Raw genomic sequence first — 18,902 nt, 5'->3', positions numbered from 1 at the left:
AGGCGCGCGTGACGAGGCTCGCGTCTCACCGCCCGCTCGGCGGGACGGGTGTCTCACCACCTCGAGTCTCTCCGCCTCCGTCGGTCAGAGCCCGGCCGAGGTAAAGGCGTCGTCTGGCCCCGATGTCGTCCAGCGCCGGTCGGGTCGGGGTAGCTGGGTGCCGCGAGAGTAGGCGGCGATACCGGTCATCAGGTGCAACCACATCTCGCCCCGCCAGGCCACACCGGTCCGGGTCGTCAGTAGTAGACGGCGTCCGTTCCACCAACCGTGCACTGCTGGCTCCGCGTCGGAGGCTACCTGGGTGTCCGGGAAGTCGCGCAGGGCGTCCAAAGCGGAAAGGACTGCAAGCCTCGTGGTGCGGCCGGCCGTGACACGGACAACGGAAGCGTTGTCGAGCCGGGCGCCGCCGAGCCGGTCCACCGCGTCCTGCAACGCCGACCGCTTCAGGATCCAGCCGATTTCGGACACGAAGTCGGTTTGCCCGAACAGCACCCCGAGGGTGTGCCCGCTCAGACCGGTCGCATATCTCCGGACCGCATCCTCCGGCGCCGCCGCGAGCCAGGCGGTCCATTCCGCGTACGCCTGCCTCAGGTCCTCGAATCGCTCGACGAGCTCGCTGTCCGGCTCGGCCTGGCGGTCGAAACCGGTGCGCAGGGCTACGAGCCCGATCGTGGCGAGGGCCGCGTGCTCGTCGTGCAGACTCTCCTCCTGGTCGGTCATCCAGAGTTGCAGCATCAGCCAGTAGAGCAGGTCGGACCAGTCAGCCGGATCCGCCCAGAGTCCGCCGGCGACCAGGGTCAACACCAGTCTGCTGACGGCTAGCTTCGCCGGCAGCGGCCACTCCTGCGAGATGTCGACCAGTTCCCCGATCTCACGCCGTAGGCGGGCGCGCTGACCTGCGGTTAGCGTGTCCAAGACCGTCGCGACGGTCTCCGGTCGCTGGGACGGTGCGGCATCTCTCACCGCCGTGGCCTGGCCCCGCGGGGCTCGCCTCGATCCGCCGTCCTCGTCGTCCGAGCCATCGAAGATGTCGTCGCCTGTCGGTGACGGTCGGCTCCGGTCCAGCCCTAGGGCAAACCGTAGGAGGGCTGGCCCGACGGCCGCGTTGATGCGGCCCTCCACGTAACGCCGCCGACTGATTCCAGACGGGGCCGCGAGCCGTTCCGGGCGGACGGTGGCGAGATGCGCGAGTGCCTCGAAGAGCGCGGTCAGGTGCGCCTGGTCGACGATGACGGCAGGTAGCGATACCTGTTCCAGTGGGGATGGTCTATCGATACGCGACAGCGCTGTAGTGACATCGGTCACCACGACGTCGCGGATCTCGGCACCAGTGTCCGTCGCCACGTGCACGGTGGCGGTCGCGCCGAACGCGATGGACCAGTCGGGAGACGGGATGCCGGCGTATAGGTGCAGGTGGCCGTCGCTGCGTTCGTGGTCGAGCCGTAGTCCGTCCACGACGAGCCATGCCGGGGCCTGGCGGCCGTCGGCGAGGGCGGTGGCCTCCACCCGTTCTGCGCTCAGCCGGACTCCGAGCACGCGGAGGCCGATCCCGGAGGGGACCCGTTCGTCGGGTTCCCGCACATTCAGGCCGGTCGGTCGTTCCAGATCGAGCTCGTGCACGGGCACGGCGGAGATCAACGCCTCTGGTGTGCCGGTGAGCAGCCCGAGCTCGCAGTTCCCACCTGTGGCCATGGTCTTGATCAGGGCGGCCATGCTGCAGTTGGCGCTGCCGGTGAGCGCGCACGACTGGTCGGGCGTCCTCCATTCCACGATCTTCGCGTGGTGGTAGCGGCTGCTCTTCGGGGTAGTGACCAACCCCGTCGGCACACCTTTGACCACCTTGGCGAGGGTGTCCGGGTCGCACTGGACGTCCCGGGTGAGCATGAGGTTCAGTGTGGCGGGTCCGAAGCGGTCGACCAGGCGGCGCAGCGCCTCCGCCCGCGGGTCGAAGAACGGGGCGGCGACCGCCAGCGACGTGACGGGGGCCTTCGGCACCGGGAGTTGCTCGATGATCGGACGGGCCGCCGTCGTCACCAGCACGGGTTGGCCGGGCGCATGCTCCGCCGGTCGGCAGGTGAGGATATCCGCGACTCGGTCGAGGCGTTCCCGACCGAGGTCCTCCATCCAGACCGCAGTGGGCAGTCGGCGCAGCCAGGCAGCGAGATCATGGAACGTCTGTGGCACCGTCGGGCCGGTGCCGCGTAGCACCGTCCAGACCTCGGCGTTGTGGTGCCATCCCGACGGGGTGGCGTTGCCGGAGCCGATGGCCACCACCGCATCCGCCTCGGAGGCGATCACCACTAGCTTCGGGTGGAACGCCCCGCCTGCCCGGCAGACCACCGGCAGGGCGATGTAGTCGGTCCGGCGGGGTCCCCGGGTGAGCCGGTCGGCGTCGTACAGGATGGTCGTTCGGGCTCGGACGGCCTGCGCTTCCCGCAGGCACACATCCTCGAAGAAGGACAGGTCACAGGTGTAGGTGAGAACAAGGACCTCTTCGGCGTCGGCCACGGGACGGCTGCGCAGCAGAGCAGGTGGCGCGGCTCCCCGCAGGTCCTCCCACGCCGTCATGACGTCACCTCAGCGGCATACCGGCCGGGACGCCAGGTGTCGCCGTCGTACCCGAGCACCCCCAGTTGCTGCATCACGTTGGTGAAGGTGGGCAGCCGCAGGGACACGGCGCCCCGCCCCTCCCGGCCTTCCAGCCGCCACTGGTCGCCGACGCGGCGCAGCCGCGTGGGCAGGCGCAGGCCGTACCGGGTCCACTGCATCTTCTGCCGGCTGACCGACTCGGCCCGGTGGAACAGCTCCTTCGCGAGGCCGGCGACGGCCTCTGCCAGCCGGCGGTCGGCGTTGCGGGTCAGCCAGGAGGCGACGTAGCCAGGCCCCAGGTCGTCGGATGCCTCGTCGGCGAAGGCGCGCCGAGCGGTCGGGTCGAGGTGCTCCAGGCGCCTGGCGCCGACGGCGAGCAGTTGTAGCATGCCGAGCACCGTCCAGTCACCGTCGTCCGGCACCTCGTCGTACAGGTCGTGCTCGACTGGTAGCGGGGTGCCGGTGTCGTCGACTACCGAAGGGAGGCCGTCGATGAGCACCTCCCGGACGGTTGCGTTCGGAAGGGTGCGGACGAACTCGGCGACCGCGTGCTCGAGGGTGCCGGTGCTCGACAGCGGCGACACCAGCCGTGCCCAGATCAGCCGCCACGCCCAGACCGACCAGTTGCGCAGCAGCGCGCCACGCCAGACGAGGGCATGAGCGTGCACGTCTTCGCCCACGAGATCCGACAATCCCCGTCGGAAACAGCACCAGCGGTCCATGGCCATGTCGACCGATTCGCCGTCCACGTGCTCCTCGGTGAGCGCCTTCACCAGCAGGGTGGCGCTACGGCGATGGGCGCCGACGGCCCCGGAGCCACCCGGTCCGGCGAAGTAGGCGCCGCGTACACAAGCGCCGTCAGGGGCGTCACCGACGGCGCATACGCACAGGTGACGAAGTGCGTCGAGGTCCGCCACGGACAGCGGCTTGTCCCGTTCCGCAACGTTCAAGGCCTCGTCGAGGGCCGCGAGGCGCTCGACGTCGGCAGCCGGCCCGGGCGCGGGAATCCGTGCCCCGTCGGTGAGGCCGAGCACCGCTTCGATCCCCGAGTACGTCTGCAGGTAGCCGCCCCGGACCCGGCTGTACACGTCGGCCGTCCGCCCGACGTCGATGCTCTGCTGCCGGTGCAGCTCCGGCCTGATTGTGTTCACCCCGTGCACGCCGAAGGACCCTGCCCGGAGCCAGTGGCCGTCGTCCGCGTCGCCGTGCGCCACGGACACCGCGCCCAGCACGACCTCGGCGCGACGCACCAGCGCGTGGAACCGTCCCAGGTCAGCCTTGCTGGTCCAACCACGGCGCTGGGCCTCGACCGCGAGGCGGGCGTGCAGAGCCAGGTATCGGGCGTGGGGAGTGGTGGTGATGACGCCGGGGAGCAGCGCCGCAGCGTGTGCCCCGATCACAGTCTCGACGGCGAGGGGCTGACGACCAGTGTCATCAGGCGTGTCCGGCTTTACCGTCCAGGCTGGACCGAGCATCGCGGTCACCGGCGCGTTCCTGCGATTTTCGAAGGGGCGAAGTCCACTGCGCTACGGAAGCAGACCGGCCAGGAACGGCCCGCGAAGTGACGGAAAGCAGACAGGCCTAACTGCACCGCGATGACCCACATGCTGACGTGGTCCGCAGCACATCGGTGTTCTCCCACCGCCGAGGGGCAGGAGCGCACCTCAGGAGTCGACTACGCTCACCCGGATTCAAGCTGTTGCTTCCGTGTCGCTGACGGTGATGAGGTCGGATGAGTTGGTTGCGTCGGCCGGTTGTTCTGGCCTCGTTGCTTGCCGTGGTGGGGTTGACCGCCGTCGGAATCTGGGTGTTCGTCGCGCGGGATCGACCGGTTCCGGAGCCGCGCGAGCGGCGGTACGAGGCTTTCACCGCGTGTCTGCTGACCGACGACAAGGGTCTCGCGGGCGAGCAGGCGAAGGCGGCCTGGGCTGGCATGCAGTCCGCCTCGACCGCCCATTCGATCAAGGTGCAGTACCTCGCCGTCGAGGGGCCGCAGACGTCGGCGAACGCGCTGGCGTACTTCAACACCCTGGCGCTGGAGGGGTGTGGGGTCGTGGTGGCGGTGGGCGAGGCGCCGGTGGCGGCGGTGGAGCAGGGGAGGAGCCGGTTTCCGAAGCCCCGCTACGTGACGGTGGGGTCCGAGGTGGAGGGCGCCCGGGTCGTGTCGGCTGCCTCGGTTGACGGCGTCCGCGCGGGGGTCGAGGCGGCGGTCGGCGAGGTCTGGGCCGCGACGTCTACCAGATAATCTTACATACTTCCATGCTTGCGTTATTACGCAGCGTCCACGAAGCTTTGCTCTCGGTGTGATCTGATCAACGGGGGAGGGCTGCCATGGGCGGTCGGTGGCAGCATGCGCAGCTAGCGGTACCTGGCCGCCCCGGCCGCCGGCGTCGACGTCGGGCCACCGGTCGCCTGGCCATCGTCCTCGTCCTGACGATGCTGATGACGGTGGCCGCCCCAAAGGCGCCGCTGCATCACCAGGGCAACACCGGGTTCCCGCTGTCCTGGCTGTCTGACCTGCTGGCGCTCAGGTTCTCGTGGGCCGACCCGGCGGTTCCGAAACAGCAGATGGGCCGGTCACCCCAGCGGGGGCACTACGTCGACTCGCCGACCGTGCAGGACCACAGCTCCGTGCGGCCCGCCCCGGGCGAGCTGGCGCTGCACACGTCGCGCAAGCCCGCCACGGGCAAGCGCACCACCCGATCCGCCGACGGGTTCGACCCCGCGGCCAGCAGGCACGTCCCGGAGGCGTCCACCAGCACCTCCGATGTCTTCCAGAACCCGGACGGCTCCTACACCCGCCGGGTGCGGCAGCGCCCGGTGAACTTCAAGGACCGGCAGGGACGCTGGCAGCGGATCGACAACAGCCTCACCTCCACCGGCGGGCGCCTGCGGGCCAGGGCCGTCCCGATCGACGTGTCCCTCGCCGGAAGCACCGATCCGGCGACCCCGCTGGTGCGGATGGGCCTCCCGGGTGGGCAGAGCCTCGGCTACGACCTGGCCGGAGCCGCGCCCAGCACGGCGTCGGTCGAGCGCGGTGTCGCCACCTACCCGGGCGTCTTTCCCAACGTCGACCTGACGCTCCGCGTCAGCGGCAACGCGGTCAAGGAGAGCCTCGTCTTCCACTCGGCGGACGTGGCGACCGAGTACCTGTACCCGCTGCGCCTGACCGGCCTGACGGCGCGCGTCGACGACAACGGCGAGGTGCGCTTCCTCGACGGGGACGGCACGGCGGTGGCCGTCATGCCGGTCGGGTGGATGCAGGACTCGGCGGTGGACCGGACCGGGGCGAAGGCGACCTCCCACGACATCCGCTACGCCATCGTCAAGCACGGCGACGGGCAGGCGCTGAAGGTGTCGATCGACGGCGCCTGGCTGCGGGACCCGGCACGGACGTTCCCGGTGGAGCTGGACCCGACCACCGGCACCATCGCCACGAACACCGACGACACGTACGTGCAGTCGGACAGCACCACCGCGCGGTTCACCGCGGACAACGTCGCGGTCGGGTCGTTCGGCACCGGCAGCGCCAAGGCGCTGCTGCCCTTCCCCACCTTCGGCACCACCTACGCGGGCAAGCGGCTCAGCGCGGCCGACCTAAACGTGTTCATGAGCTACCAGGGCCTCGGCGGGGAGTGCGCCGCCCGCCGCTTCGACGTGCACCGGGTGACGCAGAACTGGTCGGCGGCATCGGTCACCTACAGCAGCTTCCCCTCCTACACGAGCTCGATCGGCAACGCGTCGCCGAGCAGCGCCGCCGCGTGCGGCAACGTCAACGCGGTCCGCACCGTCGGCACCTGGGTGTCCGTGCCGTTGAACGCTGCCGAGGTCAACGAGTGGGTGACCGGTGCGAGCAACTACGGGCTCGCCCTGACCGCCTCGGAGACCGACACCGTGGCGTGGAAGCGGTTCACGTCGGCCAACGCCGACCTGGACTGCAACAACAGCGTCTACGGGCTGATCGACTGCGGCCCCTTCATCGACGTCACCTACACCGACAACGTCGCCCCGCAGGTCGACCTGCGGTACCCGGCGAACAACGGCACCGTCGACACCCTCACCCCGGAACTGATCGCCCAGGGCCACGACCCGGACAACTGGCCGGCGAAGGGCCTGCGGTTCAACTTCCTCGTCTACAACGACCAGGCGACGCAGATCACCAGCTCCGGCTGGGTGGCCGGCGGCGTGTGGAAGGTCCCCGCCGGGGTGCTGGAGTGGAAGAAGACCTACCTGTACGCGGTCCAGGTCAGCGACTACTCCTCCACCGGCGCCACCACACCGATGTACGCGTTCACCCCCCAGGTGCCACAACCCCCGGTCACCTCCGCGCTCGCCCAGAACGGCGGCAAGGGCTACGACGGTAACGTCGGCAACTACACGACCTCCGACACCGACGCGCAGGTCACCACCGTCGGGCCGGCGCTGGCCGTCAACCGCGACTACAACAGCCTCGACACCAGGACCGACAACGCCTTCGGCCGAGGCTGGTCGTCGATCCTCGACATGCGCACTTCCGAGAACCGCGACGCCTCGAACACCCTGCAGACCGTGACGGTGCGCTACCCCGATGGGCAGGAGGTGGCGTTCGGCCGCAACAACAGCGGCACCTGGGTCGCGCCGCTGGGCCGCCACTCGGTGTTCAAGCCGATCACCGGCGGATACTCCCTGACGGACAAGGACGCCACGTCCTACGAGTTCACCCAGGCCACGGGGACCGGCGTGCACCGGATCACGAAGATCGCCGACGCCTCCGGCCGCGCGTTGACCTTCCAGTACGGCACCGGCGGCCGGCTGGAGACGATGACGTCGGCGGCGTCCAACCGGAGCCTGTCGTTCACCTGGTCGACGCCGCCGACCGCCACGGTCGCGCACGTCGCCACCGTCAGCACCGACCCGGTCGTGCCGGCCGACCCGGGAACCGTCCAGACCTGGACCTACGGCTACGCCGGCGACCTGCTCACGTCGGTCTGCGAACCCGACGCCGGCACCCAGTGCGACACCTACGGCTACACGTCGGTGTCCCAGCACGTCAACGCCGTCCTCAATAGCGACCCGTACGCGTTCTGGCGACTCAACGACGCCCCGAACGCCACCGCCGCCCTCAGCGCGGTGATCTCCAAGGACGGCGCCGACACCGGCACCTACACCGACGTCACCCTGGGCGGCGCGGCGGCGTTGCCGGACTCGACGTCGACGTCCGCGACGTTCAACGGCACCACCTCGCGCGTCGCCCTGCCCGCGAAGGCCGTCGCCGAGAGCGCGTACCAGTCGATCGGCCTGTGGTTCAAGACCAGCACGCCCAACGGGGTGCTGGTCAGCTACCAGAAGGACCAGGTGACGCCCGCCGCCACCACAGCCGCGGCATACGTTCCCGCCCTTTACGTCGGCTCCGACGGCAGGCTCCACGGCGAGCTGGGCACCGCGAACCCGGCGGGCGCGATGTCCTCGCCCGGCCCGGTCACCGACGGACAGTGGCATCACGTGGTCCTCGCCGGCAACGGCGGCAGTCAGCAACTGTTCCTCGACGGCACCCAGATCGGCAGTCTGACCGGCGCGATCAACCTGCACAGCCTCGACGCCGGCAACGCCTACCTGGGCGCCGGGTTCCTCGGCGGTGCCTGGCCCAACCAGCCGCACAGCACGCCGACGGCCACCTTCTTCACCGGGTCGATCGCCGACGTCGCCTACCACAACCGGGGCCTGACGGGCACGGACGTCGCCGCGGCGTACGAGTCGGGTCGCGCCGGCACCCCGCAGCTGTCCCTGGTGACCAGCGCCTCCGGGCGGGTCCAGGCCCAGGTCGTCTACCACAGCGTCACCGGTCGGGTCGCCCAGATCACCGACGAGAACGGCGGCGTGTGGAAGGTCGGCGCGCCGTCCGCGTCTGGGTCCAGCCTGGTGTACGTGTCGTCGGTGCTGGGCTCGCAGCCCACGGACTACTGGCGGCTGGGGGACGTCGAGGCGCCGGCCGACGCCGTCAACGTCGTGCACAGCCACGAGGCCCGCTACAACGCGGTCACCTTCGACACCAACCAGTCGGACACCAGCCCGTTCTCCGACACCTACGGCGGAATCTTCAACGGCACCTCGTCCTACGTGAAGCCGTACAACCCCGCGAACCAGACGATCCCCGGCATCGACTTCCCGGTGGTCGACGACACCACCGTCGAGATGTGGTTCAAGACGCCGGCGAACCACGCCGCCAGCGGGGTCCTCTACTCCTACCAGCGCAACGAGCTGAACAACGCCCCCGCCACCACGAACTGGACGCCCGCGCTGTATGTCGGTGCCGACGGCCTGCTGCGCGGCGAGTTCTACAACGGCACCTGGAACGCGCCCATCACCTCCACCACGAAGGTCAACGACGGTAAGTGGCACCACGTGGTGCTGTCCGCGTCGACGACCCGGCAGACCCTCTACCTCGACAACAAGATCGTCGGCTTCCTCGGCGCCATGGTCGCCACCAACGCCACCGTCTCCTACGTCGGCGCCGGCACGACCAAGGGTTGGCCCAGCTCGTCGGGGGACGTCAGCTACTTCAAGGGCAACATCGCCGAGTTCGCCTACTACGACCGGGAACTCCCGCCGGTGGAGGTCGACGCCCACTACCGGGCCGCGAAGAGCGCCGCACAGACCGGCCCCACGGCGACCCTGACCCCCGTCGCCACCGTCACCACCACTGACCCGGCGAACAAGACGTCCACCGACGTCTACGACATTGTCAACGGCAATCGGCTCATCGCCGCCACCGACGCGCTCGGCCGGACCACCTCCTACGGCTACGACGTCGGCGGCTTCGAATCCGTGGAGTTCGACCCGCTCGGCATGAAGACGGCCTCCGGCCGCGACGTGCGGGGCAACACCGTCCGCTCCACCGTCTGCCGCGACCAGACGACGTGCGACAGCACGTACTACAAGTACTGGCCCGACTCCACCACCGTGAACCTCACCCCGGACCCGCGCAACGACCAGCTCATCGAGGTGCGCGACGCCCGTTCGCAGGGCGCCACCGACAACACCCACCTCACCAAGCTGGGCTACGACATCGCCGGCAACCGGGTCAGCGTCACCTCCCCACCCGTTGCCGGCTACACGTCCGGGCGGACCACGACGATGACGTACTCCACCGCGACGACACCCGCGGTCGGGGGCGGCACCGTCCCACCCGGCCTCCCGCTGACCACCGTGTCGGCCAAGGGCGCCACGCAGCAGACGCAGTACAACTCCGCCGGCGACGCCGTCCGCATCACCGACCCCGCCGGGCTGGTCACCGAGTTCACCTACGACGGAATCGGCCGCACCCGCACCAAGGCCGTCAAGGCCGAAGCGCCCGTCGGCGACCTGACCACCACCTACACCTACGATGCGGCCGGGCAGGTCGTCGAGCAACTCGACCCGCCGGTGCTCAACCAGGTGACCGGCGCGACCCACACCGCCAGGACCACGACCACCTACGACGCCGACGGCAACGTCACCTACCGCAAGGTCGAGGACACCACCGGCGGGGACGCGCCCCGCGACTCCACCAGCGACTACAACCTGCACGGCCAACTGGTCAAGACCGTCGACGCCGTCGGAGCGGTCACCCTCTTCGAGTACGACGACTACGGCAACACCACCAAGACCGTGGCGTGCGCCACCAGCCCACCCCCGACGAGCCCTTGCCCGACCGGCGACGTCCTGCGCGCCAAGACGGAAACCTACGACGCGGCCGGACAACAGCTCACCACCACGATCACCGGCGCCGACGGCACCAACACCCGCGTGTCGTCGAAGGCCTACTACGCCAACGGCAACCTCGCCTCCGACACCGACGCCATGAACTGGGTGACGGAGTACGAGTACGACCACAACGACAACGTCACGAAGGTCACCCGCACCGACGGCGTCAAGCGGTTCGTCCGCGAACAGAACAGCTACGACGCCATCGGCAACGTCATCACCCAGCGCGCCGACAACGGCGCCAACTGGACCACCTACAGCTACGACGCCGCCGGGCGACTCGTCTCCTCCACCGAGCAGCCCTTCGACCTCGAACGCGTCACCAAGTACTCCTACGACGCCGACGACCACGTCACCAGCACCCAGAGCCTCGCCGGGCAACTCCAGACGCCCCTGCAGACCGTGGAGAACACCTTCGACCCGATGGGCCGGGTGACCTCCGAGAGCGTCAGCGTCAAGAGCGCCGCCCTCCCCACCGGCTGGTGGCAGATGGGGGAGGCGGCGGGCTACGAGGCGTACGACTCCTCGCCGTCGCAGCGCACCCTCTACTCGTACAACGGCACCGTCGGCCGCTCCGACGGCGCCGCGCTGTTCACCCGCACGAACGTCCTGCAAACCACGCAGCCGGCGCTGAACACCACCCAGTCGTACTCGGTGTCCGCCTGGGTCAAGCTCAGCGACCTCAACCAGGACCAGACGGTCGTCGGCGAGGGCGGCAACAACAACGGGGCCTTCGTCCTCAAGTACAGCAAGTCCTACAACCGGTGGGAGTTCGCCGCCGCCCGGACGGACACCACCTCCACGACCTGGAGCGCCGCGCGCTCCAGCGCCGCGCCGGCCGTGAACACCTGGGCCCACCTGGTCGCCGTGTTCGACGCCGGCACCAAGGAGATGAGCCTGTTCGTCAACGGCTCGCTGTCGGGCAGCACCACCCAGCCCACCCCCTGGAACGCAGTCACCCCGCTGTCCGTCGGCGGCATCCTCATCGGCCCCAACGAGGCGCAACTGGTCAACGGTGCCATCGACAACGTGCAGATCTTCCAGGAGGAACTCAGCGCCGACGAGGTCGGCACCCTCTACGGCGGCGGCAACGGCCGCAAGGCCACCACGACCGTGACCCCGAAGAAGCTGACCACCAGCTACACCGTCGACAAGCGCGGTCTGATCACTGCCGTGACCGACCCGATGGGCAACGTCACCACCTACGAGTACGACGCCCCCGGCAACCTGGCCAAGGTCGTCGCCCCGCCGGTGTCCACGGAGACGTTCGGCGGCGGCGCGCCCGTGCCGGCGGTGCCGGTGTCCCGCACCGGCTACAACACCTTCGGCGAGCCGACCGAGACCCAGGACCCGCTGACCAATGTCCTCACCACCCGCTACGACGCCGTCGGCCGACCCATCAAGACGATCCGGCCCGCCTACACGCCGCCCGGCGGCAGCCAGATCCCCGCCGCCGAGACCACCACCGTCTACGACGGACTCGGCCAGGTCGAGTCCATCACCGACGCGCGCGGCAAGACCACCACCTTCGAGTACGACGCGCTCGGCAACACCGTGCAGGTCACCAACCCGGCCGGCAAGGTCACCACCGCCGCGTACGACAAGGTCGGCGACCTCATCGAGACCGTCGACCCCACCGGCGCCAAGACCACCGCCACGTACGACTACCTCGGCCGGGTGCTCACCCGCAGTCAGGTCGTCCGCCAGCCCACCCCGCTCACCAACACCACCACCTACGACTACGGCACCGGCGCGTACGTCAACACCCCCGCCGCTGGCCCCTGGCTGCGCAAGGTCACCACCCCCGAAGGCGTTGCCACCTCCACCACCTACAACTGGGTCGGCGAACCCCTCACCGTCACCGACGGCGCCAACAACGTGACCACCACCGACTACGACGGTCTCGGCCGCCCGGTCCGCACCATCCTGCCGGACCTGACCAGGAGCACCGTCGCCTACGACGGCGTCGGCCGCCCCACGATGGTGCAGAACCTCGACGCCAGCAACGTCGTCCAGACCACCGAGAAGATGGGCTACGACGACAACGGCAACCTGATCTGGGTCAAGGACGCCCGCGGCACCACCACCAACTTCGGCTACGACGCACGAGGCAACCTCACCAGCGAAACCCAACCGGTCACCACCACGACCGCCATCGGCACCTCCTTCGGCTACGACCTCGCCGGCAACCAGACCCGGCTCACCGACGGCCGCGGCAACGCCTTCTGGACCACCTACAACTCGTGGGGCCTGCCCGAGTCGCGGATCGAACCGGCCACCCCGGCCTACCCCAACGTCGCCGACCGCACCTTCACCGTCGCCTACGACGCCCTCGGCCGCCCCGCCCGCCAGGACTCACCCGGCGGCGTCACCGTCACCAACACCTACGACGACCTCGGCCAGCTCACCCGGGTCGCGGGCAGCGGCGCCGAGGCCACCACCACCGACCGCGTCTTCGACTACGACGACGCCGGCCGCCTGACCTCGCTGTCCGTCCCCTCCGGCACGAACACCATCGGGTACGACGACCGGGGCCTCCCGCTGACCATCACCGGCCCCACCGGCAGCAACTCCTTCTCCTACAACCGCGACGGCAGAATGGCCGCCCGCACGGACGCCGCCGGCACCACCAACTACACCTACGACGTCGCCGGCCGGCTCAAGACCACCGCCAACCCCACCACCGGCATCAACGTCGCCGTCACCTACAACAAGACCTCCCAACCGGCGACGATCACCTACGGCACCAACAACAACGTCCGCACCCTCGCCTACGACCCGCTGCACCGACTCAAGACCGACACCCTCAAGAACTCCGCCGGCACCGTCACCCTCGGCTCCATCACCTACGGCTACGACAACAACGGCAACGAAACCTCGAAGACCACCACCGGACTCGCCGGATCCGCGAGCAACACCTACACCTACGACCTCGCCGACCGGCTCACCTCGTGGAACAACGGCACCACCAACACGACGTACGCCTACGACGACTCCGGCAACCGCACCCAGAACGGGTCGAGGACCTTCACCTACGACGCCCGCAACCAACTCAGCACCCAGAACGACGGCACCACCTACACCTATACCGCCCGCGGCACCCTCCGCAGCACCGCCAACGGCTCCGTCGCGTACGCCACCGAGACCGACGCCTTCGGCCAGGTCATCATCCAGCAGGGCACCGGCGGCGCCAGCACCACCTACACCTACGACGCGCTCGGCCGGGCGCTCAAACCCGGCTTCACCTACACCGGGCTCGGCAACGACCTCGCCAGCGACGGCACCGCCACCTACACCCGCGGCCCCTCCGGCGAACTCCTCGGCACGGGCAGCGGCACCGGTGCCGGATCCCGCTACACCTGGACCGACCAGCACACCGACGTCGTCGCCCAGTTCACCGCCACCGGCACCACCATCGCCGGCTCCGCCACCTACGACCCCCTCGGCAAGGTGACCGCCACCAGCGGCATGGTCGGCAACCTCGGCTACCAGTCGGAATGGACCGAATCCCTCACCGGCCGCGTCAACATGCACGCCCGCTGGTACAACACCACCACCGGCCAGTTCGACACCCGCGACAGCGCCGACGTCAGCCCCGTCCCCGACTCCATCACCGCCAACCGCTTCCAGTACGGCGACGGCAACCCCCTCACCACCATCGACCCCACCGGACACTTCGGCTGGTCCAGCTTCAAGCGGGGCATCTCCAGCGCCGCGAGGGTCGTCACCAACCCCGTCTCCACGTTCCGCGCCGCCGCCAGCTACACCGCCTCCACCTTCAAGTACGTCTCCTCCGGCCGCGCCTGGAAAGACGTCAAGTCCAGCGCCAAGAAGGTCACGAGCAAAGCCACCAAGGCCTGGCACACGGTCAAGAAGACCACCGTCCGCTGGGCGAAGAAGAAGACCCAAGCCCTCAAGGATGCCTACCACGCCACCCGCAGCTGCCTGTCCAAGGGCGTCGGCAAGTGCGTCAAGGAAACAGCCAAGAAAACCGTCAAGAAAACCATCGACAGCGCCAAAGCCACCGTAAAGGCCATCAAGAAGGACCCCTGGCGGTTCGCCGCCACCGCCGCCGCCGGCCTGATCGCCACCGTCGCCGTCGGCGCCCTCTGCGCCACCGGCGTCGGATGCCTCATCCTCGCCGGCGCAGCCGCGGGGGCCCTCGCCTCAGGAACCGGCTACATGGTCGACGTCTCCCGCGGTGACCAGGAGTTCTCCTGGAGCGGCCTCGCCGGCACCATGATCGAGGGCGGTCTCGACGGTGCCGCGTCCGCTGGTCTCGGGCGACTCGGGGGAGCGCTCGGGACCCGGGCGCTCGGCGGGGCGGCCAGCCGGCTGCCGAGCCTGGGCAGCCGGATGCCTGGCGGCAGCGGGGTGAAGGCCGGTGGCGGCTCCTCGGCCCGCGCCGCAGCGACCAAGAGCGGCGGAGGTCGGGGCGGGAGCGGTGGCGGTGGTTCGTCGGCGCGCGCGGCCGACCGGTCCTCGGGTGGCGGCTCGCCGCAGGCGGGTTCGGGCCGTCGGCAGGAGAACTGCCACAGCTTCGGCCCGTCGACCCGGGTCCTGCTCGCCGACGGCAGCAGCCGCCCCATCTCCGCGCTCAACATCGGCGACAAGGTGGCGGCAACCGATCCGCACAGCGGCCGGACCGAGGCGAAACGCGTCACCCAGCTGCACCTCAACCAGGACCGGAACCTGACCGATGTCACCGTACGCGACAAGTCCTCGGGCAAACGGACGGTCCTGAAGACCACCGAGCACCACCCGTTCTGGGACGCGACCGAACGGCGCTGGGTCGACGCCGGCAAACTCACGCCCGGGCACCGGCTGCTGGTCCACGACGACAAGCGCCTGGAAGGCGACGGCACCGGCGCCGGCATGGGCGGCGGCGGACCCGGCCGCCAGGTCACCGTCACTGCAGTACGCAACCACACCGGCAACCAGCCGATGCACGACCTCACCGTCGCCGACATCCACACGTACTATGTGCTCGCCGGTGACGCGCCGGTCCTCGTCCACAACTGCGGCAAGAGTGGTCCGATCCTGCCTCGGAAGGTATTCCGAGTGGGGGAGAACGGCGCAGACGATTCAATACAGGCAGAGATTCCGAGGGGTTCATGGCAATCGAATGGAGCAAGTCTAACTGACGGCGATCATGCTTTTGTGGTTATGCGTGACGGATCTGTCCGGTCCATGCCGCACGAGCAGCTCGAGACCTATGGTGATTGGGGTGCCGGGCATTCCAGTCTTGCGGAAAGGCAGCCTGTTTTCATGGCGGGGAACTTTGAGGTGAACGGTGGTAGAATCGTTGGTCACAACAATGGATCTGGCCACTATTGGCCAAACGATGCTGCGGGTTACATGTCAGTTGAGGCCGTTTCCTCCGAGGCGTTAATGGCCAACGGTTACCCTATGGCGCCAAATGCGGTGTGGACCGACTGGAGGATGGGGCAGCGGCGGTAGCCTTTGCCTCTATCGTGTGCCTTGCGACTCATCCCTGCTGTTGGGTAGTAGATGACTGGCTGGGCCTAGGGTGAGGAGGTCGTATGAAGTTCGAAGCTATCCTGCGGCGGCTGACAGACCGGCGTGGCTGGGACGCCCGAGCTGTAGCAGACGATGTAGGTGGCGACGTCGAAGCGCCAAAGGCGCTTCGACGTCTTGCAGCGGCGCTGGGCTGGCACGCAGCCGACTTGTTTGTGCTGGCTGGAAAGGACCTTCCTGTCGATCTTGCCCCCACGGATCCGAAGGCAGACCCAGGTCGTGTTGCCTGGGACTATGTGGCTGTCCCGCCGGCCCGGCGGATTCTGCTCGCCGCGGCCCGGGCCATGCCTCAGCAGCCATTGGTGGGATTATTGCCCCCGCCGCTTCGTCCGTTTGCGGAAGACAAGGCAAGCGCGATAATCGGCCGGCTGTTGTACTACCGGAACATTAAGGGCGTGTCCGCTGCTCAGTTGCTGCTTTACTCGGGTGGTCCGTATTTATCGCGGACTACCGTAAACCAGATTGCCCTCGGCGGCAAGGAACTCGACCCGCAGCTCGTCAGCAGTTTTGCCCGCTTTCTCGGCATACCTATCGGTGACCTTGCCGCATTATGTGACATCGATATAGCCGAGGATATTCCTGCGCCCGTCTACGCTGACGGTCTTGCTGAGCTGATGTGGGAAGGTCGACGGCTGACCGTTCAGCAAATCCGGGATCTGGCGGCGTTGGGTCACGACCTGCGACACCGCTTCGATGCCGAGCTCGACGAGGGGGTCCGATGTCATTGTGGCCGGGCTAATTAGCTCGCCAGTAGTTTGTAAGGCGAATGGCGACGCGAATACCGGTGTCGGCTTCCGGCGGGTGGTTCCGGCGCGCTGCACGAAGCAGCACGAGGATCGGTTTTCACGATTCCCTGCATCGAGCAGTTGGATCTTGGTCAGGCGCGGCGAGCGACTCGCTGCCCTCATGGATGCCGCGCGCTTTCCTGTCGGCCCTGTGTCAGGGCCTCAGAAACGGGGTCTGGCTCAGGTGGGCCGACGCCCGAGCGACTTCCTCGGCCGTCATGACCCTGGAGTCAGCTTCCGCCCCCACGACGTTCGCTCACCAGGGCGCCGAGGCGATTGAGGACTTCGGAGACGTCCGGTGCTTGGGCGGGCTTGGCGATGTAGCAGGTGGGGGTGGCCTCCCTGCTGGAGTGCCCGAGCTGGGCTGCGGCGCTCTTGGTGATGATCTCTTCCTTAATGAGGATGGCCATGGTCTTGCGGAAGGCGTGCGGGTGGCCCAGGCGTCTTCTGCTGGCCTGTCCATTTCGCAGCAATGCCCGTTTCTGTCGGGAACCGGACTGAACTCCTCGTTTGGGTATTCGTGGCCGTCTGGACGGGCTGAACTGCCGGTCTGAGTCGTCGATGTCCGGCCTGTGGGCTGCGGCGCTAGTTTCGTCGGGCCGTTGTGATGCCTGGGGAGAGCAATGGGATACCGCTTCAACGCACCGCCGAACTGGCCGACGCCTCCCGCTGGGTGGGTGCCACCGTCGGGTTGGACGCCGGATCCCACCTGGGGCCCTCCTCCGCCGGGCTGGCAGTTGTGGCTTCCGGACACTCCGGCTTCGGCTCCGATTCCGGTGGCGCCCATGACGGCTACCACGCAGACTGCCGGTGCTCCTGCCGTCGTCCCGCAGCAGCGCGGCGTCAGTGATCCGGACATTCCCTTGTTCGGTGCCCGGGGCAAAGCGCGTGAACTGGCCGCGGAGGGTTCGCGGCTGCGCAGCGAGCTGGAGCAGGCGCACGCCGAGCTGGCGGGACTGCGGGCGGAGATGTCGCGCCTCGGCATGCTGTCCGTGATGGAGCTGGAACAGCAGCGGGACAGACTCAGTCGTGAGCTCGCCGACCTGACGGCGAAGGGCAAAGCGCAGAAGGCCGAGCTCGATCGACGCCTTCGTGGGCTTCGGCAGCAGATCGTGGTCACCGAGGAGACCGCGCTGCTGCAGGAGGCTGGCGTCTACCAGTACCGGCACCCTCTGTCGGACGCGGTTGCCTACCAGAGCCAGCTGAGCCGGATCCAGGACCAGATTAAGGCCATGGCCAGGAAGGACGGGGGCGCGGTCAAGGCCGCTACCGGATGGACGGTCAACGGCTCGGTCACGGAGGGCCGGGCGATGGTCCGGGACTTCTCCAAGCTGATGCTCCGCGCCTACAACGCCGAGGCGGACAACCTGGTCCGCGGGTTGAAGCCGTACAAGCTCGACTCGGCCGTCGACCGGCTGGGGAAGGTGGCGGCCACGATCGCCAAGCTTGGCAAGACGATGCAGATCCGGATCGCCGAGGACTACCACCGGCTGCGGATCAAGGAGTTGGAGCTCACCGCCGACTACCAGGAGAAGCTGGCCGAGGAGAAGGAGCGGGAGCGGGAGGAGAAGGCCCGGCTGCGCGAGGAGCGACGCGCGCAGCAGGAGATCGAACGCGAACGCGCCCGGCTCGACAAGGAACGCCAGCACTACGCCAACGCCCTGGCCGCTCTGCAGGCCAAGGGCGATGCCGACGGCGTCGCCCAGATGCTGGACCGGTTGGTCCAAATCGACACCGCGATCCAGGACGTCGACCACCGGGCCGCGAACGTGCGGGCCGGATATGTGTACGTGATCTCCAACCTCGGCGCTTTCGGCGAGAAGATGGTCAAGGTCGGCATGACCCGCCGGCTGGACCCGCTGGACCGGGTGCGGGAACTCAGCGACGCCTCGGTGCCCTTCAACTTCGACGTCCACGCCCTGTTCTTCTCAGAGGACGCTGTCGGCATCGAGGCGCAGATGCACGCACGGCTGGCCGACCGGCGGGTCAACCTGGTCAACCACCGCCGTGAGTTCTTCTACGCCACCCCTGAGGAGGCCAAGGGGCACCTGCTGGCGTTGACCGGCAGCCTGCTGCAGTACGAGGAGGTCCCGGAGGCCCTGGAGTACCGGCAGAGCCTCACCCAGGCGCAGGAGAAGGCGGGCGCGATCGGTTGACGTGCCGGAGTCGTGGACAGCCGGGGCCGGTGCGAGCCGGTCGGGCCAGCGGAATCGTCGAGTTGGAGAGGTACGTATGTCGTCGGTCGGATTGTTCGCCTTCGGGTCCGCG

7 protein-coding genes are annotated in these 18,902 nt (G+C 68.7%); 4 read left to right on the top strand and 3 right to left on the bottom strand.

Features of this window, described 5'->3' with window-relative positions; translation table 11 throughout:
- Positions 1-84 precede the first annotated feature (84 nt).
- Complete coding sequence (locus tag ACFYWL_RS15170; RefSeq protein WP_386972523.1) at positions 85-2,568, bottom strand: hypothetical protein; 2,484 nt, start codon at positions 2,566-2,568, stop codon at positions 85-87.
- Positions 2,565-3,989, bottom strand: a complete 1,425-nt coding sequence (locus ACFYWL_RS15165; protein ID WP_386972520.1) for a hypothetical protein — start codon at positions 3,987-3,989, stop codon at positions 2,565-2,567. The genes ACFYWL_RS15170 and ACFYWL_RS15165 overlap by 4 nt, the downstream gene beginning before the upstream one ends.
- Before the next feature lie 332 nt (positions 3,990-4,321).
- Between ACFYWL_RS15165 and ACFYWL_RS15160 the strand changes: the two genes are divergently transcribed.
- The 3 genes from ACFYWL_RS15160 (at position 4,322) to ACFYWL_RS15150 (ending at position 16,592) form a co-directional block, all read left to right on the top strand.
- A complete protein-coding gene (locus ACFYWL_RS15160; RefSeq protein WP_386972518.1) occupies positions 4,322-4,834 on the top strand; it encodes a hypothetical protein in 513 nt (170 codons plus the stop codon).
- Between the two features lie 203 nt (positions 4,835-5,037).
- Positions 5,038-15,771 (top strand): LamG-like jellyroll fold domain-containing protein, encoded by a 10,734-nt coding sequence (locus ACFYWL_RS15155; protein WP_386972515.1) that lies wholly within the window; start codon positions 5,038-5,040, stop codon positions 15,769-15,771.
- 83 nt (positions 15,772-15,854) lie between these two features.
- Complete coding sequence (locus ACFYWL_RS15150) at positions 15,855-16,592, top strand: hypothetical protein (RefSeq protein ID WP_386972512.1); 738 nt, start codon at positions 15,855-15,857, stop codon at positions 16,590-16,592.
- A 272-nt stretch (positions 16,593-16,864) separates the two neighbouring features.
- On the opposite strand, the gene ACFYWL_RS15145 is transcribed toward ACFYWL_RS15150, so the two are convergent.
- Positions 16,865-17,044: an integrase gene (locus tag ACFYWL_RS15145; RefSeq protein WP_386972509.1), complete on the bottom strand. Its 180-nt coding sequence runs from the start codon at positions 17,042-17,044 to the stop codon at positions 16,865-16,867.
- Positions 17,045-17,419: 375 nt separating this feature from the next.
- On the opposite strand from ACFYWL_RS15145, the gene ACFYWL_RS15140 reads away from it, so the two are divergent.
- Positions 17,420-18,790 (top strand): DUF4041 domain-containing protein, encoded by a 1,371-nt coding sequence (locus ACFYWL_RS15140; protein ID WP_386972506.1) that lies wholly within the window; start codon positions 17,420-17,422, stop codon positions 18,788-18,790.
- The last annotated feature ends 112 nt before the right edge of the window (positions 18,791-18,902 follow it).

Source organism: Micromonospora sp. NPDC002575 (genome assembly GCF_042889525.1).
Lineage (GTDB): Bacteria > Actinomycetota > Actinomycetes > Mycobacteriales > Micromonosporaceae > Micromonospora > Micromonospora carbonacea.
Note: the sequence above shows the minus strand (reverse complement) of the source record. Positions and strands in the feature narration are given on the sequence as shown.